The sequence below is a fragment of the Mesorhizobium sp. URHB0026 genome (genome assembly GCF_054059755.1).
This window is the reverse complement of the sequence record NZ_JBSSCN010000001.1, coordinates 2048490-2073491: the sequence shown is the minus strand read 5'-3', so window position 1 is coordinate 2073491 and position 25002 is coordinate 2048490. Positions and strand designations below refer to the sequence as shown.

20 protein-coding genes are annotated in these 25002 nt (G+C 63.1%); 8 read left to right on the top strand and 12 right to left on the bottom strand.

Annotated features, from left to right (window positions below; translation table 11 throughout):
• Window positions 1–6: 6 nt before the first annotated feature.
• Window positions 7–1380 (bottom strand): cytochrome P450, encoded by a 1374-nt coding sequence (locus ACVWWD_RS10475; RefSeq protein ID WP_352552081.1) that lies wholly within the window; start codon window positions 1378–1380, stop codon window positions 7–9.
• 212 nt (window positions 1381–1592) lie between these two features.
• Between ACVWWD_RS10475 and ACVWWD_RS10470 the strand changes: the two genes are divergently transcribed.
• From ACVWWD_RS10470 to ACVWWD_RS10455, 4 genes are all read left to right on the top strand, one after another.
• A complete protein-coding gene (locus ACVWWD_RS10470) occupies window positions 1593–2162 on the top strand; it encodes an NADPH-dependent FMN reductase (protein ID WP_023772421.1) in 570 nt (189 codons plus the stop codon).
• A gap of 79 nt (window positions 2163–2241) precedes the next feature.
• Window positions 2242–2787 carry a hypothetical protein gene (locus ACVWWD_RS10465; RefSeq protein ID WP_352552078.1) on the top strand — a complete coding sequence of 182 codons (546 nt, stop codon included), beginning with the start codon at window positions 2242–2244 and terminating at the stop codon, window positions 2785–2787.
• A gap of 167 nt (window positions 2788–2954) precedes the next feature.
• On the top strand, window positions 2955–5426 hold the full coding sequence (gyrB, locus tag ACVWWD_RS10460) for a DNA topoisomerase (ATP-hydrolyzing) subunit B (RefSeq protein WP_352552076.1): 2472 nt from the start codon (window positions 2955–2957) through the stop codon (window positions 5424–5426).
• A gap of 214 nt (window positions 5427–5640) precedes the next feature.
• Window positions 5641–6558: a membrane protein gene (locus tag ACVWWD_RS10455; protein WP_023772417.1), complete on the top strand. Its 918-nt coding sequence runs from the start codon at window positions 5641–5643 to the stop codon at window positions 6556–6558.
• 74 nt (window positions 6559–6632) lie between these two features.
• Here the strand turns inward: ACVWWD_RS10455 and ACVWWD_RS10450 are convergent, their stop codons facing one another.
• From ACVWWD_RS10450 to ACVWWD_RS10405, 10 genes are all read right to left on the bottom strand, one after another.
• Entirely contained in the window at window positions 6633–8030 is a 1398-nt protein-coding gene (locus ACVWWD_RS10450) for an NAD(P)(+) transhydrogenase (Re/Si-specific) subunit beta (RefSeq protein WP_023772416.1), read from the bottom strand.
• Between the two features lies 1 nt (window position 8031).
• On the bottom strand, window positions 8032–8457 hold the full coding sequence (locus ACVWWD_RS10445) for a proton-translocating transhydrogenase family protein (protein WP_032922026.1): 426 nt from the start codon (window positions 8455–8457) through the stop codon (window positions 8032–8034).
• Window positions 8457–9731 (bottom strand): Re/Si-specific NAD(P)(+) transhydrogenase subunit alpha, encoded by a 1275-nt coding sequence (locus tag ACVWWD_RS10440; protein ID WP_023781705.1) that lies wholly within the window; start codon window positions 9729–9731, stop codon window positions 8457–8459. Before ACVWWD_RS10440 ends, ACVWWD_RS10445 begins: the two co-directional genes overlap by 1 nt.
• 87 nt (window positions 9732–9818) lie before the next feature.
• Complete coding sequence (locus ACVWWD_RS10435) at window positions 9819–10043, bottom strand: aa3-type cytochrome c oxidase subunit IV (RefSeq protein ID WP_352550029.1); 225 nt, start codon at window positions 10041–10043, stop codon at window positions 9819–9821.
• 163 nt (window positions 10044–10206) lie between these two features.
• Window positions 10207–10356: a DUF3096 domain-containing protein gene (locus tag ACVWWD_RS10430; protein ID WP_023772413.1), complete on the bottom strand. Its 150-nt coding sequence runs from the start codon at window positions 10354–10356 to the stop codon at window positions 10207–10209.
• Window positions 10357–10499: 143 nt separating this feature from the next.
• Window positions 10500–11189, bottom strand: a complete 690-nt coding sequence (locus ACVWWD_RS10425) for an N-acyl amino acid synthase FeeM domain-containing protein (RefSeq protein ID WP_245273780.1) — start codon at window positions 11187–11189, stop codon at window positions 10500–10502.
• A gap of 471 nt (window positions 11190–11660) precedes the next feature.
• Entirely contained in the window at window positions 11661–13976 is a 2316-nt protein-coding gene (locus ACVWWD_RS10420; protein ID WP_015314282.1) for a putative bifunctional diguanylate cyclase/phosphodiesterase, read from the bottom strand.
• 137 nt (window positions 13977–14113) lie between these two features.
• Entirely contained in the window at window positions 14114–17608 is a 3495-nt protein-coding gene (locus ACVWWD_RS10415; RefSeq protein ID WP_352550030.1) for an indolepyruvate ferredoxin oxidoreductase family protein, read from the bottom strand.
• A gap of 217 nt (window positions 17609–17825) precedes the next feature.
• Window positions 17826–18359, bottom strand: a complete 534-nt coding sequence (locus ACVWWD_RS10410; protein ID WP_023792949.1) for a hypothetical protein — start codon at window positions 18357–18359, stop codon at window positions 17826–17828.
• Window positions 18352–18960 carry a CGNR zinc finger domain-containing protein gene (locus tag ACVWWD_RS10405; RefSeq protein WP_023772410.1) on the bottom strand — a complete coding sequence of 203 codons (609 nt, stop codon included), beginning with the start codon at window positions 18958–18960 and terminating at the stop codon, window positions 18352–18354. Before ACVWWD_RS10405 ends, ACVWWD_RS10410 begins: the two co-directional genes overlap by 8 nt.
• Window positions 18961–19103: 143 nt before the next feature.
• On the opposite strand from ACVWWD_RS10405, the gene ACVWWD_RS10400 reads away from it, so the two are divergent.
• From ACVWWD_RS10400 to ACVWWD_RS10385, 4 genes are all read left to right on the top strand, one after another.
• Window positions 19104–20009, top strand: coding sequence for a branched-chain amino acid ABC transporter permease (locus ACVWWD_RS10400; RefSeq protein ID WP_352550032.1), 906 nt, complete (start codon window positions 19104–19106; stop codon window positions 20007–20009).
• Window positions 20010–20191: 182 nt separating this feature from the next.
• The gene (locus ACVWWD_RS10395) at window positions 20192–20776 is read left to right on the top strand and encodes a TRAP transporter small permease subunit (protein ID WP_023781710.1); all 585 of its coding nucleotides are present in this window, start codon (window positions 20192–20194) and stop codon (window positions 20774–20776) included.
• Complete coding sequence (locus tag ACVWWD_RS10390) at window positions 20776–22563, top strand: TRAP transporter large permease (RefSeq protein ID WP_352550061.1); 1788 nt, start codon at window positions 20776–20778, stop codon at window positions 22561–22563. Before ACVWWD_RS10395 ends, ACVWWD_RS10390 begins: the two co-directional genes overlap by 1 nt.
• 13 nt (window positions 22564–22576) lie before the next feature.
• Window positions 22577–23605, top strand: coding sequence for a zinc-dependent alcohol dehydrogenase family protein (locus ACVWWD_RS10385; protein ID WP_352550033.1), 1029 nt, complete (start codon window positions 22577–22579; stop codon window positions 23603–23605).
• A 100-nt stretch (window positions 23606–23705) separates the two neighbouring features.
• Here ACVWWD_RS10385 and ACVWWD_RS10380 read toward each other — a convergent pair whose 3' ends face one another.
• Window positions 23706–24815, bottom strand: a complete 1110-nt coding sequence (locus tag ACVWWD_RS10380) for a TRAP transporter substrate-binding protein (RefSeq protein ID WP_023781713.1) — start codon at window positions 24813–24815, stop codon at window positions 23706–23708.
• Between the last annotated feature and the right edge of the window lie 187 nt (window positions 24816–25002).

Sequence of the window (25002 nt, the reverse complement as noted above, 5' to 3'; positions counted from 1 at the left end):
CGGCCCTCAGCGAGGGCGAGGCGTGACCCGCATCGGCAGACCGCCTTGCGGCTGCGTGGTCAATTTCTGCACCGGCCAGGGTTTCGTTTCAGCGGTCGCGTCGAAGCGGAAGCGTGACAAGAGGATGGCGAGCGCGATGATCGCCTCTTGCATGGCGAAGCTGGCGCCGATGCAGACGCGCGGACCGGCGCCGAAGGGCAAATATTGGAAGCGGTCGATCTTTTCACGGTTTCCCGGATGGAACCGTTCGGGCAGGAAGGCGTCGGGCCGATCCCACAGCTTCCTGTGGCGGTGAACGACCCACGGCATCACCAGCACGGCGGCGTGCTTGGGGATATAAAGATCCTTCCACATTTCCGGTTCGATCGGCTCGCGATTGATCGACGGCGCCGGCGGGTAGAGCCGAAGCGCCTCGTCGAAGGCGGCTCGTGTCAGCGGCATGGCGTCGAGCCACTTCGTTGGATCGGGCTCGCGCGCCAGCACCCGGTCGATCTCCTGTTCGATCCGGTCGCGCTCCCAGGGCGATTCGGCCAGGCAATAGAGCGTCCAGCCAAGCGCGCGCGCCGTGGTCTCGTGGCCGGCGCCGATGAAGGTGATGATATTGTCCTCGACTTCTGGGCGCGTCAGTCCGTCGGGGCCTTCGGCCTTGAGCAGCAGCGTCAGGAAATCCTGCGGCACGGCATCGGGGTCGCGCCTCAACTTCTCTTCGCGCATCTTGACCGTGTCGGTCACGATCTTGCGGAAATAGGCCATGGTCTTGCGGCCGCGGATACGGGTCAGCCGGGGCAGCCAGTCGGGCGCGCGCAGCAGGTCGAGCGGGTCCACGCGGCCCATGGTTTCGAACAGGCGGTCGATCTCGTTGGCGAAACTGCCGGGCTCACCCGCGATCTCGCCGGAAAACAGCGTCTCGGCAAGGATGTCATAGGTGAGCAGCGTCATGTCATGGGCGATATCGGACGTACCGCCGGCCTCGTAACGGGTGACGAACTCCAGCGTCCGTTTCAGCATCGGCTGGGCAAAGCCGAAAATGTGGCGCGGCGTGAACACCGGCGCCATCGCCTTGCGCGACCGCTTCCACACCTCGCCCTCGGCCGTCAGCAGGCCGTCGCGCAGAATCGGCCTCAAGATTTTCTGGCGGACCGTCGCCATCTTGTAGTTCTTGGCGTTGTCGACCAGCACATGGCGGATCAGGCCCGGATCATTGGCGATGACCAGCGGCCCACCAGCGCCCTTGGCAGAAATCCAAGGTTCGTTGTAGGTCGGCTCGCCCCAGAGTTCGAGCGGGTTGCGATAGACGATGCGGATCATCTCCAGCGTCGAAGGCGGCGACGTGCGCGGCTTCGGGGCGGGAGGAACGAATGGGGCGGGCTGCGTGTCCATGAAGTGCTCCGCTGTTCCTATCAATGTAGTGGCTGGCACCTCGGGCGTCCATGTGACCGAACGGCAAACCGGACCCATGACGGCGGGAACGCCAGGGTGGACGGCCTGTTCATTCAATCGTGACCATTCCGTCAGGGGTCCAACCTTGCCCGCAGGAACCCTCTGCCGTAGTGACGGTCACCAAACTATACCACCCGGCAAAGGAGCCCGTCTTGAAGCACAAGCTGAGCATCATCATCGGCAGCACGCGGCCCGGCCGCGCCGGCCCGGTTTTTGCCGAATGGCTGGAGACGTTCGCGCGCGAGCATGGAAAATTCGAGCCTGTGCTGACCGACATCGCCGAGTTCAACCTGCCGGTCTTGGACGAACCGCATCATCCAAGGCTCGGCAATTATCAGAACGACCACACCAAAGCTTGGTCGAAGACGATGGATGCCGCCGACGCCTTCGTCTTCGTGGCGCCGGAATACAATTACTTCGCCGCACCCGCGATCATCAACGCGATCGACTATCTCGCCCGCGAATGGAAATACAAGCCCGCTGCGATCTTCAGTTATGGCGGTGTCTCCGGCGGCTTGCGCGCGGCGCAGGCGCTGAAGCCGCTGCTGACCTCGGTCGGGATCATGCCCATCCCGGAAGGTGTCGCGCTGCCGCTGTACCAGAAACTGCTCGACGAGAACGGAGCCTTCGATGCCAGCGAGCAAGTGCGGGGCGGAGCCAAGACCATGCTGGACGAACTGTTGCGCTGGAGCGAGGCGTTGAAACCGATGCGCGCTGCCTGAGAGAGCCGCTCTCAGCGGCTTGCTTGCGCTATAAGCCGAGGCGGTCGATTTCGACGAGGTGTCGCGCTAGGCCCTGAAGGTGAATTTCCTCGACCGAACGCTGTCGCAGGCCGCGACGCTGTTCCTGTCGGCGGGCGCGGCACGCGCCGACCTCAACTATGCGGCGGCCATCAAGGGCTATGAAACCGTGCTGTCGCTGTATGGCGAGGCCGGGCAGACCTCACTCAGCCCGGAACAAGCCGACCGCCACAGCCGCACGCTGGAAGAGCTCGGTCTGCCCTACACGACGGTCGGCAATGTCAAGGCGGCCGGCTTCACGGCCCTGTTGGCCAACCTCGAACAGCGGTCGCGTCAGGAAACCGATGCCAGCGTCAAACGCGATCTCGCCATCAGCCATATCAAGCTCGCCAACATAAAGATGGTGCAAGGCGACCTGCCGATCTCGCTCGACAACTATGAGACGGCCAGGAGCATGCTGCAGGAGCTGACCACAAGCGTATGTGGCCAAGGATCCGAAGGCGGTTCTGACCAAGGCGCTGAACCTGACGCTCGAGCTCGACCGTACGGGCCGGCTGGCGCCCAGGGACAAAACTACCGTCAAATATTTGCGCGGCCTTCTGGCTAAATTCAACGCCCGAAAAAAATAGCCGGCTGCCGGCTCGGCATTTACGCCGGAAATGCCTGCAAACCTTGGAAAAACCGCCTTTAGCGCCTATATCTACACCATATCAGAGGCGCGATTCGGGGCCGATTTTTCGCGCTGTAGAAGCGGCATCTAGACAACAGGTTTTCATGAGCGATCAGACCGAGAACACAAACGGCGCTGAAGCCGAATACGGCGCCGATTCCATCAAGGTTTTGAAGGGGTTGGACGCCGTCCGCAAGCGGCCGGGCATGTATATCGGCGATACCGATGACGGCTCGGGCCTGCATCACATGGTCTACGAAGTGGTCGACAACGCCATCGACGAGGCGCTGGCTGGCCATGCCGACCTGGTTTCGGTGACACTCAATCCCGACGGTTCGGTAACCGTTATCGACAATGGTCGCGGCATTCCAACCGACATTCACCCCAGCGAAGGCATTTCGGCGGCCGAAGTGATCATGACGCAGCTGCATGCCGGCGGAAAGTTCGACCAGAACTCCTACAAGGTGTCTGGCGGTCTGCATGGCGTCGGCGTCTCGGTGGTCAACGCGCTGTCGGCTTGGCTGAAGCTCAAGATCCGCCGCAACGGCCAGGTCTTCGAGATGAGCTTTACCCACGGCAATGCCGATGCGCCGCTGAAGGCGATCGGCAGCTACGAGCAGGACAAGCGCCCGGGCACCAATGAGGGCCGCAGCGGCACCGAGGTGACCTTCTTTCCGTCGTCCGAGACCTTTACCATGGTCGAATTCGATTTCGGCACGCTGGAACACCGGCTGCGCGAACTCGCCTTCCTGAACTCCGGTGTTCGCATCGTTCTGACAGACGCCCGTCATGCCGACGTCGTGAAGCATGAACTGCACTATGACGGCGGCCTGGAAGAGTTCGTCAAATATCTCGACCGGGTCAAGAAACCGCTGATCGGGAAGCCCATCTCCATCAGGGCCGAGCGTGACGGCATCACCGTGGAAGTGGCGATGTGGTGGAACGACAGTTACCACGAGAATGTGCTTGCATTCACCAACAACATCCCGCAGCGCGATGGCGGCACCCATCTGGCCGGATTTCGCGGCGCACTGACCCGCCAGATCACCGGCTATGGCGAATCTTCGGGCCTGACCAAGAAGGAAAAGGTCTCGCTGATCGGCGACGATTGCCGCGAAGGCCTGACGGCGGTGCTGTCGGTCAAGGTTCCCGACCCGAAATTCTCGTCGCAGACCAAGGACAAGCTGGTCTCGTCGGAAGTTCGTCCCGTGGTCGAGGGGCTAGTCAACGAAGCGCTCGGCACGTGGCTCGAAGAGCATCCGACCGAGGGCAAGGTGGTCGTCGACAAGGTGATCCAGGCCGCGGCGGCGCGGGAAGCCGCGCGCAAGGCTCGCGACATCACCCGCAAGACCTCGCTCGGCGTCACCTCGCTGCCCGGCAAGCTGGCCGATTGCCAGGAACGCGACCCGGCGAAGTCCGAAATCTTCATCGTCGAGGGTGACTCGGCCGGCGGCTCCGCCAAGGGCGGCCGTTCGCGCCAAAACCAGGCAATCCTTCCCCTGCGCGGCAAGATCCTCAACGTCGAGCGGGCCCGCTTCGACCGCATGCTCTCATCCGACATGATCGGCACGCTGATCACCGCGCTCGGCACCTCGATCGGCAAGGACGAATTCAACGCCGACAAACTGCGCTACCACAAGATCATCCTGATGACCGACGCCGACGTCGACGGCGCCCATATCAGGACCTTGCTGCTCACCTTCTTCTTCCGGCAGATGCCGGAGCTGATCGAGCGCGGCCACCTCTACATCGCCCAGCCGCCGCTCTACAAGGTGACGCGCGGCAAGAGCTCGCAATACATCAAGAATGAGAGCGCCTTCGAAGAATTCCTGATCGATTCGGGGTTGGAGGAAGCGTCCCTTACGCTCGGCTCAGGGGAAGTGCGGACCGGACAGGATCTGCACGGCGCCGTCGCCGATGCGCTTGCCGTGCGCCAGCTCATCAACGGCCTGCACACGCGCTATAACCGCGACGTCGTCGAGCAGGCGGCGATCGCCGGCGGGCTCAATCCCGAAATCTTCGCCGATCTTGGCCGCGCCAACGCGATGGCCGAGCGCGTCGCGCAACGCCTCGACATCATTGCCGAGGACACCGAGCGCGGCTGGACCGGCCGCATGTCGACCTCGAATGAGGGCATCGGCGGCTATGTCTTCGAACGCACCGTGCGCAGCGTCAAGGAATACGCCCATCTCGACATGGCGCTGATCAATTCCGCCGACGCACGCCAGCTCGATCGATACGCGCAGCGCCTCAGCGAAGTCTACGGGGCGCCGCCGGTGCTGCGCCGCAAGGAGGTGTCCGAGACAGTCTCGGGACCGCTGGCGCTGCTCAACGCGGTCTTCGCGACCGGCCGCAAGGGGCTGACCATGCAGCGCTACAAAGGTCTCGGCGAGATGAATGCCGAGCAGCTCTGGGAAACCACACTCGACCCGAATGTGCGTTCGCTGTTGCAGGTCAAGGTCAACGATGCGACCGATGCCGACAGCCTGTTCTCGCGGCTGATGGGTGACGAGGTGGAGCCGCGGCGCGAATTCATCCAGGACAACGCACTGTCGGTCGCCAACCTGGATATTTGAGGTTTCGTCCAGCCTTTTAACAGATTGGCATGGCTCGTGCGCGCGCCAATAATGAGGATGCGCCGGAACAGAAGGCCTTTGAAGACATTGTGACAGTGTCCATCACATTTTCTTGCAGGAGGCTTTCATGGGACGCGGCATTCTACTCTGGTTGCTCGGCATTCCGATTCCGATCATCATCCTCATCATGCTGTTCGTACGGTAGGGGGCGTCCATGCAGTCCACCCTATCGGCTGTCGACGTATCCGCTTCCACGGAATCGTCCTCCACCGCCGTCAGTTGGGGACCGATCATCGCCGGCGCTTTCGCGGCCTCGACGTTGACGTTCATCCTCATGTTGCTCGGCTCAGGCCTTGGGCTCAGCATGGTTTCACCATGGTCGGGGTCTGGCGCGTCGATCACCACCTTCGCGGTTTCCACCGCCGTCTGGCTGGTGATCGTGCAGTGGCTGTCCGCCGGTGTAGGCGGCTACCTTGCGGGCCGGTTGAGGACCAAATGGGTCGGCATCCACACCGATGAAGTCTATTTCCGTGACACCGCGCACGGGTTTCTCGCCTGGGCGCTAGCCACCTTGCTGGTCGCCGGCGTGCTTGGCTCGGCGCTTTCCGCCGCGATTGGTTCAGGTGTACAGGCCGCGTCCACCGTGGCCTCGGGAGCCGCCATGGGCGCGTCGGCCGGGGCCTCGGCGAATGCCAGCGGTGCATCGACCGACAATGCGACCTCCTATCTGGTGGATTCCCTGTTCCGCCCGGCCGATCCGGCCAAGCTCGCCGCCGCCAATCCTGCTGACGAAGCCGCGGCGGCCGGCCAGGCCTCGCGGATCCTGATCGCCGGCGCCGTCGCCGGCGACGTCTCGGCGGAAGACAAGACCTATCTTGCGCAATTGGTCGCCGCACGCACCGGCCTTTCCGAGGCTGATGCCAAGACGCGTGTCGACACGGTGCTGGCGAAGGCGCAGGACGCAAAGGTCAAGGCGAAGCAGGCGGCCGACACGGCCAGGAAAGCAAGCGCCACTTTCGCTCTTCTCGGCGCCTTGTCGCTGGTTATCGGCGCCTTCATCGCCAGTGCGGCCGCGGCGCTCGGCGGCAGGCAGCGCGATGACGAGGAAGCGGTGTTCCTGACCAACGGCTGAAGGCAGCATCACGCCAAAATTATAGAGCCCGGCATCGACCGGGCTCTTTCTATTCGACGGTCAAGATCGGCCAGTCAGTGATCCATTGCCTTGACGATTTCCTCGGTCATCTTCTTGGCGTCGCCGAGCAGCATCATGGTGCCGTCCTTGTAGAACAGCGTGTTGTCGATGCCGGCATAGCCGGAGCCGAGCGAGCGCTTGACGAACAGACAGGTGCGGGCCTTATCGACGTCGAGGATCGGCATGCCGTAGATGGGCGACGACTTGTCGTCGCGCGCGGAGGGGTTGGTGACGTCGTTGGCGCCGATGACGTACGCGACGTCGGCCTGGGCAAACTCTGAGTTGATGTCCTCGAGCTCGAACACTTCGTCGTAAGGCACGTTGGCTTCGGCGAGCAGCACATTCATGTGGCCGGGCATGCGGCCGGCGACGGGATGGATGGCGTATTTGACGTCGACGCCATTGGCCTTGAGCTTGTCGGCCATTTCACGCAGCGCGTGCTGCGCCTGGGCGACCGCCATGCCGTAACCCGGTACGATGATAACCTTCTGCGCGTTCATCATCAGGTAGGCGGCATCATCGGCCGAACCTTGCTTGACGGTGCGCTCGATGCCGTCATCAGCCGCAGCGGCGGTCTCGCCGCCGAAGCCGCCGAGGATGACGGAGATGAAGCTCCGGTTCATGCCCTTGCACATGATGTAGGACAGGATCGCGCCCGACGAGCCTACCAGCGCGCCGGTGATGATCAGCGCAAGATTGCCGAGCGTGAAGCCAAGGGCGGCGGCCGCCCAACCGGAATAGGAATTCAGCATCGACACGACGACCGGCATGTCGGCGCCACCGATCGGGATGATCAGGAGCACGCCGAGCACCAGCGAGGCGGCAACGATCAGCCAGAACACCAGTTTCGATTCCGTGGTGACCAGCAGGACGATCAGTACGATCAGCGCCACGCCAAGCGCAGCGTTGATGACGTGACGGCCGCCGATCATGATCGGCTTGCCCGACATGCGACCGTCGAGCTTCAGGAAGGCAATGACTGAGCCGGTGAAGGTGATGGCGCCGATGGCGACGCCGAGGCTCATCTCGACCAGTGCCTGGGCATGGATGTCGCCATCCGTGCCGATGCCGAAGCTTTCAGGCGCATAGATGGCCGCGGCCGCCACCATGACGGCGGCAAGGCCGACTAGGCTATGGAAGGCGGCGACCAGCTGCGGCATCGAGGTCATGGCAATGCGGCGGGCGGTGACGGCGCCGATGCCGCCGCCGATGGCGAGGCCAAGCACGATCAGACCGAAACGGCCGGCGGACGGGGTTGCCAGCGCCAGCGTGGTGGCAATGGCGATGCCCATGCCGATCATGCCGTAGAGATTGCCCTGCCGGCTGGTGGTCGGATGCGAGAGGCCGCGCAACGCCATGATGAACAGGACGCCGGATACCAGATAGAGGAAGGAGGCGAGATTGACGGTCACGTCACTTGTCCTTCTTCTTGTACATGGCCAGCATGCGCTGGGTGACGAGGAAACCGCCGAAGATGTTGACCGAGACCAGCATCAGCGCGACGAAACCGAAGCCGGCGGCGACGCCGGAGGCCGCGATGCCGACGGCGAGCAGCGCACCGACCACGATGACCGAGGAGATGGCGTTGGTGACGGCCATCAGCGGCGTGTGCAATGCCGGGGTAACCGACCAGACGACGTAATAGCCGACGAAGATCGCCAGGATGAAGATGGCGAAACGGAAAACGAAGGGATCGATGGCCCCGCCCGACAGCGCGTGCGCGGCATCACCGGCCGCCTCGGCACCGCCTGGGGCATTGCCCAGGTTCTGCACCGCGAGCCGAACGGCAGCGCTTGCCTGGTCGAGCTGATCCAAGGCTTTCTGCAAGGTCTGGTCCATCACGCGGTCCCTTTCGGCTTCGGCGAGAGTGACTTGGATGCGGCTGTCTTCCCGGGCGCGGCCTTCCTGGGCGCGGCCGTGGCATCGGCGACCATGGTCGTGGCCGGGATCGCGGCCGGCTCGATATAAGGCTGCTGGTCGGCCTTGGCGAAGGCGGGATGGACCACCTTGCCGCCATCAGTCAGCATGGTTGCCTTGACCAGATCGTCCTCGCGATTGATGGCAAGCGTCTTGGTCGTCTTGTCGACGAGCGTCTCGACGAAGGCGAACAGGTTCCTGGCATAAAGCAGCGAGGCGGATGCCGCGATGCGACCTGGCACGTTGAGATGACCGACGATCTTCACGTTGCTGGCCGTGGTGACTATCTTGCCGGCCTCGGCGCCCTCGACATTGCCGCCACGCTCGACGGCGAGGTCGATGATCACCGAACCCGGCTTCATCGAGGCGACCATCGCCGCCGACACCAGCTTCGGCGCCGGCCGGCCGGGGATCAGCGCCGTGGTGATGACGATGTCCTGCTTGGCGATGTGTTCGGCGGTGAGCGCCGCCTGCTTGGCCTGATACTCCTTCGACATTTCCTTGGCGTAGCCGCCGGCCGTCTCGGCGGCCTTGAACTCCTCGTCCTCGACCGCGAGGAACTTCGCGCCGAGCGAGGCGACCTGTTCCTTGGCGGCGGGCCGAACGTCAGTGGCGGTGACGACCGCGCCGAGACGGCGCGCGGTGGCGATCGCCTGCAGGCCAGCGACGCCGACGCCCATGATGAAGACCTTCGCCGCCGGCACCGTGCCAGCAGCCGTCATCATCATCGGCAGCGCCCGGTCGTATTCGGCGGCTCCGTCGATCACCGCCTGGTAGCCGGCAAGATTGGCCTGGCTGGACAGGACGTCCATCGATTGCGCGCGGGTGATGCGCGGCATCAACTCCATCGAGAAGGCGGTGACGCCGGCTTTGGCCAAGGCCGCGAGAGCCGCATCGTTGCCGTAGGGATCCATGATGGCGATCACCGCGGCGCCAGACTTGTAACTCTTCAGCTCGGCATCCGTCGGCCGGCGAACCTTCAGCACGACATCGGCCTTGGCGACGTCCGAGGCCTTGCCGACGACAGCACCTGTCTTGGCAAACTCTTCGTCGGGGATACGCGAGCGTGTGCCGGCACCGGCTTCGACGACCACGTCGAAACCCAGCGCCGTCAGCCGCTTAACCGTATCGGGCGAAGCCGCGACACGCGGCTCGTTCGCGTCAAGCTCACGAGGGATGAAAACCGTCTGTCCCACCGCATGATCCTTTCGGCCGGAACCTGTCTGCGCGAAGTCTCGTCCGGGATATCCGGCGACATCAACCGCAAGAGGGTTTTGGAATGTCTATCGCAGAATGAAGGCGCCTACTGCCAGAATAAGCACGAACAGGATCAGCGCAGAGAAGAAGCCGCCCGCGAAGAAGCCGAAAGCCATCGCCAGGAGAAGCGCGCCGCAGAAGAGCGAGCCATATTTGGCCAGCGCCAGGAAGCCCGCATAGGTGCGGTCATGCCCGGCATAGTCCATCTTCGCGCCCAGTTCTACAGGACCGCTCGGCGTGTGCTCAGCCATAGGAATACCCCTTCGAAGACATCTTTCAGGCACATACCGAAAAGCTGGGCGCAGGGCAATGGCGCTATTGCCGCATCGCAGCCGACAACTCCCTCAAGGGAAAATTGAAACTGGCGGTCGATGCCCGCGGGGATGGCTTTTGCGCGAGGCCCTGCCCAGCGTCTCAGCCAACAAGGTGAGGAAAAAGCCCGAGCAGCCCAACCACAATCAGATAGAGCGCGACGATGTAGTTCAGGAGCCGCGGCATGATCAGGATCAGCACGCCGGCGATCAGCGAAATCAGCGGTGTGAGCGCGAGCGAGTGGATGGTCATGACCGTATTCCTTCCCACGAAGAATGCGACAGGAGCCCGGGGCGAAATGCCCGTTGGGCAGGATCGCGGCGATACTCGATGGCGATGCCGCTCCCTATAACGGCGAAGCCGCGGGAAGGTTCAGATACAAGGACGACGCCCGTTCAAGCAGCATCGCGATAGTATTTCGCCGTCGGCACTATGGACAGCGGCGTCAGCCGGTTGATGGCCGGATTGGCGAACATCATCCGCTGTTCCACGGCTGTCGACTTAAAGAACGGGAACCGTTCGAGTGTCTGGCGCAAGTTTTCGCCGCAGGGGATTTCGAACAGAGCGATCGGGGCAAGGACACCCGGGAACACCTTGCCCTCTGTCCTCTGAATGGCATGGAAGATACGAGCATAGTAAGCGGAATGCTCGATCTTGATCGGTGTAAGCACTGCAGTGAGACCAAAGTAAGAGGCGGCCACCATGCCAAGCCGGAGCGTCAGAAAAGGGAGAACTCCGGGCGCGGGCGCACTGTCGGCATCGGTTGCGAAGCGAGTCCCGTCGATGAACGTCTCTCCGCGGGCAAGCCGCTCGGCCAATATTTCCGGATAGGCGTCGACGGACGGTGAATAAGGGTGCTCTCGGGAAATGTAGTGGAGCCGTAACGTGCTGACCAGGTGTCCATCGAAATAGACGCCGAACCTATAGGAATTCGGCAGATTATCCCAGCGATCCTCGAACATCCCGCTGGCGATCGGGCCGCACATGCCCGATTGCAGGTAGGATTGATAGCGAAGGCGGTATATCGCCTCCAGGTCCTCGCCTCCAGTGATGAGACGGTAGTCGACATGCTCCAGCAATTGCATGATCGACTGGTTCAGCGCCGACCCAGCATTGGAACTGGCGCCAGCCCGCGCATCGTTTCTCGCAGCATCCATTCTCAAGTCCTCGTATCCGCCGGTAGACAGGCTATGCGAGTTGAAATGAGACACAAGCCGAAAATCGGACCCAACTGGTTTACCACTTGTTAACCTTAACAGCCGGAGATCCTTGGCTGCGGGGTGGTTGCTGAAGGAGCAGCCTGGACGTTCTAATCCAAGCCTTCCATTCCTATGAAGGGCGCTGCAAAGTTGGGCGCGAAAAGCACTGGAGCGTTCCGCTTTGACAGATGCACCGAGCCGGTCAAACCTTTTCGCTTCTTCAAAATCGGACCAAAACTACTGCGCGCTTTGCTTGGATTTTTTCGCGGCCGATAGAATATTCCGGCTCGCACCCGCGACACGATCCAAGCAACGCGCTTATCAACTTCGGAGTGGCAAGAGATATACGATGAAAAGCTAGCCGACTGTGCGCTTGGCGGCGAGACGCAAATCCGCGGCAAACGGCCAGGTGACGTTCGACATCGTTTCGATGCCCGACGCGCTGAGCGCAGCGCCGAACAGGAAGCCTTGGACAAGATCCGGCTTCACCGAATGCATGAGGACCTTAAGCTGCTCGAATGTTTCCACGCCTTCGATGGTGACGGTGAGCCCCAGGACACGGGTCAGGTCGACGACGCCCTTCAACAGCTCGAGCGAGCGCGGGTTGTGGGTGACGTCCATCACGAACGACCGGTCGATCTTGATCTTGTCGAGCGGAAGCTTGTGGAGATAGCTCAGGCTTGAATAGCCGGTGCCGAAATCGTCGAGGGCGATGCGGACGCCAAGCTGCTTCAGTTCCTCGATATACTGGCGGGTCAGGGATTTGTCGTCGAGCAGCGCGGTTTCCGTGACTTCGATCTCCAGGCGGCTAGCGTCGAGGCCGGAGTTCGCCAACGCATCGCGCACCTTTTGGATGACGTCGCGGCTGCGGAAATCTCTTGCCGAGAGATTGACCGAGACGCTGGTCTGGTCAGGCCATTTGGCGCATTCGGTGCAAGCTGCATGCAGCACAAAGGTGCTGATCTCGGAAATGATGCCCATCTCCTCGGCCAGCGGAATGAAGATCCCGGGCGAAATCGGTCCGAGATCGGGATGGTCCCAACGGCAGAGCGCCTCGCAGCTGGCGATGCGCATGGTATTCATCGCCACGATCGGCTGGTAGACGACCCGCAGTTCCCTGCCTTCCACGGCGCTGCGCAGATCCGCCTTCATCAGCTGGCGATTGCGGAAAGCGGCATCCATCGCCGCCTCGAACAGCCGCCAACCGTTCTTGCCGAGTTCCTTGGCCTTGTAGAGCGCCAGGTCCGCCTTGACGATCATGGCGTCAACATCGGTTCCGCCGACCTTGGACAGCACCGCGCCGGCGCTGGCCTGAATCCGCAACCCGTGGCCCGCCACGTCGACTTCTCCCTGCAACTCGGCGAAAATCTGGTCGAGCAGGCTCTCCAGATGGCTTTCGTCATCGATGCGGTCGAAGAACAGCATGAACTCGTCGCCTCCGAAGCGGCTGACGGTAAGGCCCTGCCCGGCGATGGCCGCCAGCCGGTCCGCCACGGCGTAGATCAGCCCGTCGCCGACGGGATGGCCGAGCGTGTCGTTGACGCTCTTGAAATCGTCGAGGTCGATCACGGCGAGACCGCACAGGCGATCCCGGTCGCCGGAGGCCATCAGTTCGCCGACGAGTTCGTGGAAATAGGCGCGGTTGGGAAGGCCGGTGAGATTGTCGTAGCGCGCCATGAAACGGATCTTTTCCTCCGCCTCAACGCGCGCCGTGACATCCTCGAAGGTGATCACGCCGAGTTCCTGGCTGCCTTCGCGCGCGGAGAATTCGTAATGCTGGCCGTTGGCGAGCGAAACAAGCACCTTGCGGTCCCTGCCCTCGCGCAACGCGCGCGTCAGCTGCGCCTCGACGTAGCGGCAGTCCTTCGGCGCCAACATTCCGCCGGCGACGCCGCGCATCAGAAGGCCGTGGATGGAGCGCCCGAGCAGCGCGTCGGCCGATTTCAGCGACATCAGGTGGGCGGCCTCTGCGTTGGCGACCGCGACGCGCCCATCAGGGCCAAGCATGACCAGGCCGTGCGACATGGTGTTGAGCGCGCGGTCGAACTTGCGCGTTATGCTTTTCGCCTGCTTGTGGCCGATGACCGCCGAAAACAGTACATTGCGAACATGGTCGGCGCTGTTGATGGTAATAAACGTCATCGGGAAGATCATTAGACCGAGGACCACGGACGGTGCATCCAGACGCAGCAGCAGCGCTAGCGCCGCCGGACCGATGAAGGTTACCGAAAAAATCCGCACCATGCGCGGAGACCCGTAATTGCGGGCGACAACCGTGACCAGGGTCGCCAGGGTCAGCGACATTGCCGCCAGTTCGGCGAATGGGTCGGGATACACATAGATCGACACGAAGCACAGCGCACCCAATCCGAGGCCCTGCAAGCAGCCCTTGAGGATGTAACTGCGCTCCAATCGGTGTGCGTGTTCGACATCGGCAATCACGCCGCCCGTCTTCAGGAAGCTGCGGATACCGAAATAACGCAGAAGGCTGATCGGCAGCAGAATAAAAGAAAAGGCCAGAAACAACGGATTTTGCGTGCGCAGGTAGATCATGAATCCAAGGATCCAGTAGCACGCGCCACCGATCACCAACATGTGCGCGTTGTCGAACAACGACCGCACAAATTGGATATAGACATCCGCGGGGATGCTTTCGGTCTTTGTTTTGCCCATATGATCGGCCCAACGCTAAGCCTTGTCATGCCACAACCGCCTTAAGAAAGGCTTAGACAGAGGGCTTAAGCTATGGCTTCGGCCCGCCCGCCGCGACGAGAGGAAGCTGCGGCAGGCTTCGGGCCCGAGTGGGGAAATCACTCAGCTGCACTGAGAACCGGTACCGGCATGGTTTGGGTCAGTCGCTGGAGCAGTCTGGAGCGCTCGCCCGCCGCCTTTTCGGCGCTTGCCTGCCGGACATGGCCATAGCCGCGGATCAGCCCCGGGACCGAGACCAGGGCTGCCGCGGCCTCGATCTTGCCCGGCGCCAGCAAGCTGGCCACGAGCTGTAGATCGGCCTCGTACTGCGCCAGCAATTGCCGCTCCATGCGCCGCTCGGCGGTATAGCCGAACAGGTCGAAAGCCGTGCCGCGCAGGCCCTTCATCGCGGCCAGCAGGCGAAAGCCTTTCATCATCCAAGGGCCGAAGCTCGATTTCCTGGGTTTGCCGTCATTGCCGCGACGTCCCATGATCGGCGGGGCGAGATGGAATTCAAGTTTCTCGTAGCTCTGGAACTGCTTGCCAAGCTCGGCTGCGAAGGAGCCGTCGGTATAGAGCCGCGCAACCTCGTATTCGTCTTTGATCGCCATCAGCTTGAACAGGCTTTTGGCGGCGGCTTCGGTCACGTCGGTCGAACCCGGCACGGCCTTCGTTTCTGACGCTTGCAGCGTCGATATCCTGTCGGCGTAGCGCTTGGCGTAAGCAGCGTTCTGATAGGCCGTGAGGAAGGCAACGCGGCGGGCGATGATATCGTCCAGTGTCTCGGCGACCGGACCGGCCTGTCCGGCCTTGTCGCCGAGGGTTGGGGACGGCTGGGCGATGAGGCCGCGTACGAAATCCGGCTGATGCGCGGCGCGGCGGCCCCAGCGGAAAGCAGCGATGTTCATCGCCACCGCTTCGCCGTTCAATTCGATTGCCTTTTCGACGGCTTCGGCCGAGAGCGGCAGACCGCCGTACTGGAAGGCAAAGCCGAGCATGAACATGTTGGCGCCCAGCGAATTGCCGAACAGGGCTGTGGCGGTGCGGGTGGCGTCGAAGAAATGCGCCTTGTCGTCACCGGCCGCTGAGCGGATAGCCTTCTTCAGGCGCTCGATCGGCAGCGAGAAATCGGCCGATCGGGCAAATTCGCCTGGCATGATCTCGGCGGTGTTGGCGAGGAATATCGTATGCCCCTCTCGCACCGCCGTCAGCACCTTCTTGGCGCCCGACACGACGAGATCGCAGCCGAGCACGAGGTCGGCCTTCCCCGCCGAAACGCGGATGGCATTAATGTCTTCGGGTGTACGGGCGATGCGGACATGGGTGAACACCGAGCCGCCCTTCTGGGCGAGGCCGGCCATGTCGATCATGCCGCAGCCCTTGTTCTCGAGATGCGCCGCCATGCCGAGCACGGCACCGACGGTGACGACGCCGGTGCCGCCTACGCCGTCGATAATCGCCGCCCAGCCCTCGACGCCGAGCGGGAATTCGGCTGGCATCGGCACGCCTTCAAGCGGGTCGGTCCCGCCAGCCAGGCCCTCGGCCTTGCGGATCTTGGCACCGTGCACGGTGACGAAGGACGGGCAGAAGCCGTTGACGCAGGAGAAATCCTTGTTGCAGCTCGACTGGTCGATCTTGCGCTTGCGGCCGAATTCGGTCTCGATCGGCTGGATCGAGACGCAGTTCGACTGGACGCCGCAATCGCCGCAGCCTTCGCAGACCAGCTCGTTGATGAAGACGCGCTTGTCGGGATCGGGAAAGGTGCCGCGCTTGCGACGACGGCGCTTTTCGGCGGCGCAGGTCTGGTCGTAGAGCAGGATCGATACGCCCTTGACGTCGCGCAGCTCGCGCTGGACGAGGTCGAGGTCGTCGCGGTGGTGGATAGTGGCGCCGGCCGGGAATTCAACCTTCCCGGCATATTTGTCGGGTTCGTCGGTGACGATGGCGATGCGGTCGACGCCCTCTGCCCGCACCTGCCTGGCGATCATGTCCACCGTCAGCCCGCCCTCATGCGGCTGGCCGCCAGTCATGGCGACGGCGTCGTTGTAGAGGATCTTGTAGGTGATGTTGGCCTCGCTCGACAGGGCGAAGCGGATCGCCAGCGTGCCGGAATGGTTGTAGGTGCCGTCGCCGAGATTCTGGAAGATGTGGTCGCGCCTGGAGAACGGCGCCTGGCCGACCCATTGCGCTCCCTCGCCGCCCATGGCGGTAAAGCCAACTGTGTTACGATCCATCCACAGCGCCATGAAGTGGCAGCCGATGCCGGCGGCGGCGATCGAACCGTCCGGCACCTTGGTCGAGGAATTGTGCGGACAGCCCGAACAGAAGAAGGGTGTGCGCGAGCCGATGTCGGAGGCATCGGCCAGCATCGCCTGGAACTGGCGTAGCTTGGCTACCCTGGCCGAAATCTCTTCGGACGGGCCGATGGTCTTCAGGATCCTCTCGCCGAGCGCAATGGCGATCTCGTTGGGGTCGAGCGCCCCCTTGGCTGGAAACAGCCAGTCGCCGCGCTCGTCCTTCTTGCCGACGATGACCGGCTGCGAGGCCGTGCCGTAAAGGCTTTCGCGCAGTTGCACCTCGATCAGCGAGCGTTTCTCCTCGACGACAACGATGGTGTCGAGACCGCGCGCGAAGTCGGCGATGTGCTGCAGGTCGAGCGGCCAGGGGCAGCCGACCTTGAACAGCCGCACGCCGATGCGGTTGGCGGCCGCCTCGTCGACGCCGATATCCTCCAGCGCCTGGCGGACGTCGAGATAGCTCTTGCCCAGCGTGATGATGCCGAGTTTCGGATTGCGGCCGCCCGAATAGACGATCCTGTTCAGCCCATTGGCATGGATGAAGGCGGAGGCCGCGGCACGCTTGTGCTCATACAGCCGTTCTTCCTGGCCGAGCATGTCGATCTCGTGGCGGATGTTGAGGCCGCCCGGCGGCATATCGAAATCCGGGACGACGATGTTCAACCGTTCGAGCGAGGCATCGACCGAAGCCGTCGATTCGATGTTGTCCTTGACGCATTTGATCGCCGCCCAGGTGCCGGCGAAGCGCGACATGGCAAAGCCGTACAGGCCGTAGTCGATGATCTCCTGGACACCGGCCGGATTGAGGATCGGAACCATGGTGTCGACGAAGAGGAATTCGGTGGCGTGCGCATTGGTCGAGGATTCGGCCATGTGGTCGTCGCCCATGAGCGCAAGGACGCCGCCATGTCTGGACGAGCCGGCGAGATTGGCGTGGCGGAACACGTCGCCCGAACGATCGACGCCCGGCCCCTTGCCGTACCAGACCGAAAAAACGCCATCATGGGTACCCTCGCCCAGCAGTTCCGTCTGCTGCGAGCCCCAGCAGGCGGTGGCGGCCAGCTCTTCGTTGAGGCCGGGCTGGAAAACGATGTCGGCCCCGGCGAGCTGCTTTTTCGCCTTCCACAGCTGCATGTCGAGGCCGCCGAGCGGCGACCCGCGATAGCCGGAGACGAAGCCTGCCGTGTTCAGGCCGGCGCGGCGGTCCCGCTCGCGCTGCATCAGGAGCATGCGGATGACCGCCTGAGCGCCGGACAGGAAGATGCGCTCCTTTCCAAGATCGAACTTGTCGTCGAGCGCGACATCATGCAGCGTCATCAGGCATTTCCTCTGCGAAGGCCGCGCGGGGCAGCAGCCAACGTCGGGATCGGATGACGCATCCTTTCTTCCCTTGCAAGGCAGGTCAAACAAAATCGAAAGGCCCGGCCAAGGCGCGACAAACAGTTCGGCGGGCGCTGGACCACGCGTGAAACGGTGCGCCGACAGCGCGATGGCGCACGAAATTTCCAGCCGAACTCGATGCCGTCGGAAGGTGTCAGCCGGCTTTCGAGCAGTCCGGCTTCGGCTCGCCCGGGAGCTTGCCGTCGGGATGGCCGACAAGGGCGGGATTGGCCGTGTAGAGCTGGTCGATGACCAGCGGCCGATCGGGCAGGATGGACTGGTCTTCCGTCGACATCAGCGTGGTGTCGAGGGTCTGCAGGACCGCGCCGTCGGCGCCCTTGATGCTGATGGCGATGGCATAGGGCTTGTTCTTGACGACGCAGGTCAGCGCCGGGCTTTCCAGGCTGACCTTGTCGAGCTTTGGCCAGATCTTCTGCTCGACCACGATGGGATCACCACCGGCGGGGTTCTGGAAGCTGGCAACCGCCACCTGACCCTCGCCCATCGGCCGCAAGGGCCTCAGCGTCACGACATAGGTCGCCCTGGCGAGGCGGTAGTTGAAGACGAATATCTTGCCGGAAACTTCGAACAGCTTGCCTTCACCGCCGGTATCCCGGCAAGCGCCAAGCGTCATCGCTGCAATCAGTGCCGCGCCAACAACCGTCGAGCGGGAAAGAACTCTAGGCATTCCTGACCTCATTGGCCGCCATGCGGCGGCGATAGTGACGGCTTGCCTTTTGCCTGTTGCCGCACACCGCCATGTCGCACCAAAGGCGGCTGGAATTGCGGCTTCTGTCGACGAACAGCCAGGTGCAATTGGGACAGATCCTGAGCCTCGCTATGGTGTCGTCACGCAGCAGGGAAAGCGCCGAAACCGCTAGTGCCGCCTCGAAGGCGATCGGCGTCGCCGGATCGCCGAACGGCCGTCCCCGCGCCCCGATCTCGGTCTCGCCGGCGGCCAGGCCGTCGGCGCAGGACCGCAGGAATTCCGGCAGATCGGCGGTGGCGACCGCGCCTTTCGACACAGCGCCTCGAAACAGCCTATCAGTCGTCTCGCGGATCGACAGCACGACGGGCGCGATTGCCGCCGGCGAGGGCACCGCCAGCCGCCTGTCGCCAAGCTCGGCGGCGCGAAAGCCGCTGGCCGCGTCGGCGAAGCGGGCGATTTCGGCCGGATCGTCGAAGCGGTCGAACGTGCGCTCCGGATCGCCTCGCAGCACGACGGTGTTCGCCGTGTCGAGCGCGAGCAGACCGCCGGTGAAGCGGTGAGGAGTCCAGGCGACTGTCATTTCCGAATATCTAACCGATAAATCGCGTTTGACAAGTTAGATTCGACGATGCAAAGCTCGGATGCGCAGGGGTATTGTCGCCTTGTCCGCTCCGCGCCTGTCCTATTTCCCTCTTGGGCGGGATACTTCTGGTGTAGTCGAGCATGTTTTACTTCTTCCAGCAGGTGCTGAACGGGCTGCATTCGGGTGCGCTCTATGCGCTGCTCGCCTTCGGCTATGTGCTGACCAACGGCATTCTGCACCGCACCAACCTCGCCTTCGGGGCGCTGTTTGCCTTTTGCGGCCAGGCAATGATCCTGAGCGTCGCCTTCGGCTACCAGGTGCTGTGGCTGACGCTGCTGGCTTCGGTGCTGTTCGGCGTCCTCGCGGCGTTCCTCTATGCGGCGCTCATCAGCCATGTCCTGTCGCGCGGCGTCTTCGAGCCGTTGGCCGACCGATCGCCCAACGCCATCGTGGTGACGACACTTGGCATCCTGCTCGTCCTGTCGGAAGCAAGCCGCATCGCCGCCGACACGCATGATCTATGGCTGCCGCCGATGCTGGCCGAGCCCGTCGTTTTCGCCGAAGGTTCCGGATTCAAGGCGACGCTGACGCTGATCCAGGTGCTCGACTGCGCCGTGGTCGTGGCGGCGGTTGCCCTCGCCACCTGGGCATTTGCCCGCTCAAAGTTCGGCCGGTGCTGGCGCGCCGTCTCCGACGACCCCAGGGCCGCCGCGCTGTGCGGCGTCGACGTGCGCGGCGTGTTCCGGCGTGCCGTACTGTTTGGCGGCTTCTGCGCCGCGCTGGCCGGGGTCATGGCCAGCCTCTACTACGGCAATGTCAGCTTCGGTTCCGGCCTTGTCTACGGTCTGAAGATCCTGTTCGTGACGGCCGTCGGCGGTTATCTCTCGCCGCCAAAGGCGGCGCTGGGCGCGGCCGTTTTCGGCATGGCCGAATCACTGTGGGCCGGCTATTTCCCAGTCGAATGGCGAGATGCCTGGATGTATCTGTTCCTGGTTGCCATGCTTATCCTGATCGGCGCCGGTCGCGACACCGGCAAGGTCGTCTGATCCCGTCAGACTTTGGTTGCATGACGTTTCGTCAGGCCGCGGTTTTCCAGGGTACCGCGCGCGCCAAATGGCCTGCATCCTTCCTCCCCGTGTTGACCAACCGGACCACGCACTGCATACGGTTGGGCCAGGCGGCGCGACGAAGAAGGGCGATCGCGCGCCACCGCATCAGGGAGGAATGCATGGCAGGGCTTCTCGCTCTATCCAGAACGATCGATCGTATGAACGAGTTCATCGGCAAATCGGTATCCTGGCTGATCCTGCTGGCGATCCTGGTGAGTGCGGCCAACGCGGTCATCCGAAAAGTGTTCGACACCTCGTCCAACGCCTGGCTGGAGCTGCAATGGTACCTTTTCGGCGCCGCCTTCATGCTGGCCGCCGCCTACACGTTGAAACAGAACGAGCATATCCGCATCGACATCGTCTACGGCCTGTTTTCACGCCGCGCGCAGCACTGGATCGACCTCTTCGGCCACGTCTTTTTCCTGATGCCGTTCGTAACGCTGATGGTGTTCTATTTCGTGCCCTACGTGTCGCTGTCCTTTCACAGCGGCGAGATGTCGACCAACGCCGGCGGCCTGATCGTGTGGCCGGCCAAGGCGATCCTGCTGGTCGGCTTTTTCCTGCTCGCGCTGCAGGGCATTTCCGAGATCATCAAGAAGATCGCCATCATGCGCGGCGTCATTGAGGATCCCAACCCATTCATTTCCGTGCACGAACAGGCTGAACTCGAAGCCAAGGCGCTGGCCGAAGAGGTGCGTTCGTGATGGAATTCATCGCCCAGAACATGGCGCCGATCATGTTCGCCTCGCTGATCCTGTTCATGCTGATCGGCTATCCCGTCGCCTTTTCGCTCGCCGCCAACGGTCTGATGTTCTTCTTCATCGGTGTGCTTTTGACGCCCTATTCGGGCGGCGCGATCAATCTCGCCTGGCCGCTGCTCTATGCGCTGCCGGACAATTTCTACGGCAGCCGGGTGATGTCGAACGACACGCTGCTGGCGATTCCGTTCTTCACCTTCATGGGCATCGTGCTCGAACGATCGGGGATGGCCGAAGACCTGCTCGACACGATCGGCCAGTTGTTCGGACCCGTCCGAGGCGGCCTCGCCTACGCGGTGATCTTCGTCGGCGCACTGCTGGCGGCGACCACAGGCGTGGTGGCGGCGTCCGTCATCGCCATGGGGCTGATCTCGCTGCCAATCATGCTGCGCTACGGTTACGACCGCCGGGTGGCATCCGGCGTCATCGCTGCCTCGGGCACGCTCGCCCAGATCATTCCGCCGTCGCTGGTGCTGATCGTTCTCGCCGACCAGCTCGGCCGCTCTGTCGGCGACATGTATGCCGGCGCCCTGATCCCCGGCCTGGTGCTGACCGGCCTATACACACTTTACATCGTGATCATGTCGATCGTCCGACCAAAGTCGATGCCGGCCCTGCCGTTCGAGGCGCGGACGCTCGGCCATGGCGTGGTGTCGTTGCTGATCGCGTTGATAGCGGCCATTGCGATCGCCTATGCCGCCTACCGTTACCTAGTGCCCGCTCATGGCGACAATGCCGATATTCTCGGCGCGACGGTCGGCGTCATCTTCATCTACATCGTAGCGATCCTCGACCGCAGCCTGAACATCAACATGATGTCGCGGTTGGCGCAGCAAGTCGTGATCGTGCTGATCCCGCCGCTGGCGCTGATCTTCCTGGTGCTCGGCACTATCTTCCTCGGCATAGCCACCCCAACCGAGGGCGGCGCGATGGGCGCGGTCGGCGCGCTGGCGATGGCGGCAATGAAGGGCCGGCTGTCGATGGATGTGATCAAGCAGGCGCTGGCCTCGACGACGCGGCTGTCGTCCTTCGTGCTGTTCATCTTGATCGGCGCGCGGGTGTTCTCGCTGACCTTCTACGGCGTCAACGGCCAGATCTGGGTCGAGCATCTTTTGACCTCGCTGCCGGGCGGCGAAGTCGGCTTCCTGATCGGCGTCAACATCCTGGTCTTCTTCCTCGCCTTCTTTCTCGATTTCTTCGAACTGGCCTTCATCATCGTGCCGCTACTGGCGCCGGCGGCCGACAAGCTCGGCATCGACCTGATCTGGTTCGGCGTGCTCCTGGGCGTCAACATGCAGACCAGCTTCATGCATCCGCCATTCGGCTTCGCGCTGTTCTACCTGCGCTCGGTCGCCTCCCGCGTGCCCTATCTCGATCGCCTGACCGGCAAGCAGATCGCGCCAGTGACAACGGGCCAGATCTATTGGGGCGCGGTGCCGTTCGTCTGCATCCAGGTGATCATGATCGGCCTGACCATCGCCTTCCCGCAGATGGTGATGCGCTACAAGGGCACGGCCGTCGATTCCGGCACGATCGACTACACGGTTCCCGAGGTGCCCAGCCTGTCGCCGCTCGGCGCGCCGGAAGGTGGCGGCGCGCCTGCCAATAGCGGCGCCGCAACGACGGCACCCGGCACGCCCGATCTGTCGCAGCCGCCGAATTTCGGCGATGCGCCGCCGGCCAAGCCGGCTGCACCCGCGCCGGACCTGTCGCAACCGCCGAGCTTCAATTGATGGAAACGATGCCATGAAAGCCGTGCGGTTGGAGGCAGTAGGCAGCATCTCGTTGCGCGAGATCGCCAAGCCGGTCCCTGGCCCGGACGACCTCCTGGTGCGGATCGAGGCATGCGGTGTCTGCGGCACCGACCGGCATCTTTTCCACGGCGAGTTTCCCTGCAGGCCGCCAGTAACACCCGGGCACGAATTCTCCGGCATCATCGAGGAAGTCGGCATCGCCGTCTCCGGCTTTGCCGTCGGCGACCGCGTCACCGGCGATCCCAACATCGCCTGCGGGCGCTGCGGCCATTGCCATGCCGGCCACGTCAATTTATGCAGCAATCTCACCGCCATCGGCATCCACCGCGACGGCGGCTTTGCCGACTATGTGGTGATGCCGCGGAAACAGGCCTTTGTCCTTCCCGCGGATCTGAAGCCAACACATGGTGCTTTCTGCGAGCCGCTCGGCTGCTGCCTGCACGGTGTCGACGTTGCCGAGGTCAGGCCCGGCAGCTCCGTGGTCGTGCTCGGCGGCGGCGTCATTGGCCTGCTTACAGTTCAACTGGCGCGGCTGGCCGGGGCCACCACCATCATCCTCTCGACACGGCAAGCCTCGCGGCGCGCTCTTGCCAGGGAACTCGGTGCGACGGCTTCGGTCGATCCCACCGCCACCGATGTGATCGACGCCGTCACCAGTCCGGCCGGACTGATGCCTGGCGGAGCCGACGTGGTGTTCGAATGCGCCGGTGTGCGCGAGACCGTCGAGCAGTCGATGCGGCTGGCAAGGGCGGGCGGCACCGTCGTCATCGTCGGCGTGACGCCGCAAGGCATGAAGGCGGAATTCGAGCCCTTCGACCTGTTGTTCCGCGAACTGAAGGTAGTGGGCTCATTCCTCAATCCCTACACGCATCGCCGCGCCGCCGAGCTTATCGCGGCGGGCGTGATCGAGATCGATCGGCTGATCTCCAGGCAAGTCACGCTTGAGGAGGCGCCAAGGGTGATCGCCAATCCGCCGGCTCCGGGTGAAGTGAAGGTGCTGGTGGTGCCAGCCATGGGCTGAGGTTCAGGCTTCGGGCATTTGGCAATTGCCTTCGCGTCGAGCAAAAAAAGCCCCGGAGAACAAAAGTGCCCCGGGGCTTCGAAAAGCAAAGTGCGATCGCCTACAGCTTGCCGTTGCGCTGCTGGACCATCATGAAGGTGTCGTAATTGTATTCGGCCACCTGCGCCCAGAGATAGTGCTCCTTGCGGAAGCCCTTGATCGATTCCCAGATCTTCTTGAACGGCGCGTTCGAGGTTTCCATCTCGGCGTAGACCTCGTTGGCCTTCTCGAAGCAGGCGGCCATGATCTCTTGGCTGAATGGGCGCAGTTTGGCGCCGCCGGCCACCAGCCGCTTCACCGCCGGAGGGTTCACATAGTCATATTTCTGCAGCATGTTGGCGTCCGCGGCCTGGGCGCACGTGCGCAGCAGCGACTTGTAGGTCGGCGAAAGCTCGTCGTATTTCGCCTTGTTGAACATCAGGTGGACGGTCGGGCCGCCTTCCCACCAGCCGGGGTAGTAATAATAGGGCGCGACCTTGTAGAAACCGAGCTTCTCGTCGTCATAGGGGCCGACCCATTCGGCGGCGTCGATGGTGCCCTTTTCCAGCGCCGGGTAGATGTCGCCGCCGGCGATCTGCTGCGGCACGACGCCGAGCTTCTGCACCACTTTGCCGGCAAAGCCGCCGATGCGCATCTTGAGGCCGGAGAGGTCGGCGACGGTATTGATCTCCTTGCGGAACCAGCCACCCATCTGCACGCCGGTGTTGCCGCCCGGCAGGCCGAACAGACCTTGCGTGGCAAGGAACTCATTGAACAGGTCGATGCCGCCGCCGTGGTAGTGCCATGCATTCATGCCGCGCGCGTTGAGTGAAAACGGCACCGCCGCACCCAGCGCCCATGTCGGGTCCTTGCCCCAGTAATAATATGCCACCGTGTGGCAGGCCTCGACCGTGCCGGCCGTAGTGGCGTCGGCGGCCTGCAGGCCGGGAACGAGCTCGCCGGCGGCAAAGACCTGGATCTGGAAATTGCCGTCGGTGGCTTCCGACAGCATCTTGGAGAACACTTCGGCCCCGCCATAGATGGTGTCGAGCGACTTCGGGAAGGACGACGCCAATCGCCACGTCACCTTGGGGTTGGACTGGGCGATTGCCGGTGCGGCGAGCGTGGCCGCCGCCGCGGCTGCGCCGACGCCGGTGACGCCGGCCTTGCGGATAAATGAACGACGATCCATGCAGTTCCTCCCTTTTGGACCAACAAACCGACGCTCGGGGAATCCTCGGGCTCCGCATCGGTTCGCCGAAACAATACACGGGCAAGGAGTCGAGTCCAGCACGGCGGCCGGATTTGGTGTCAAAGCCATGCGACCCTGCAACTATAGTCTAAACAGGCGGTTTCGTGGCCCATGCGACACGCTGAGA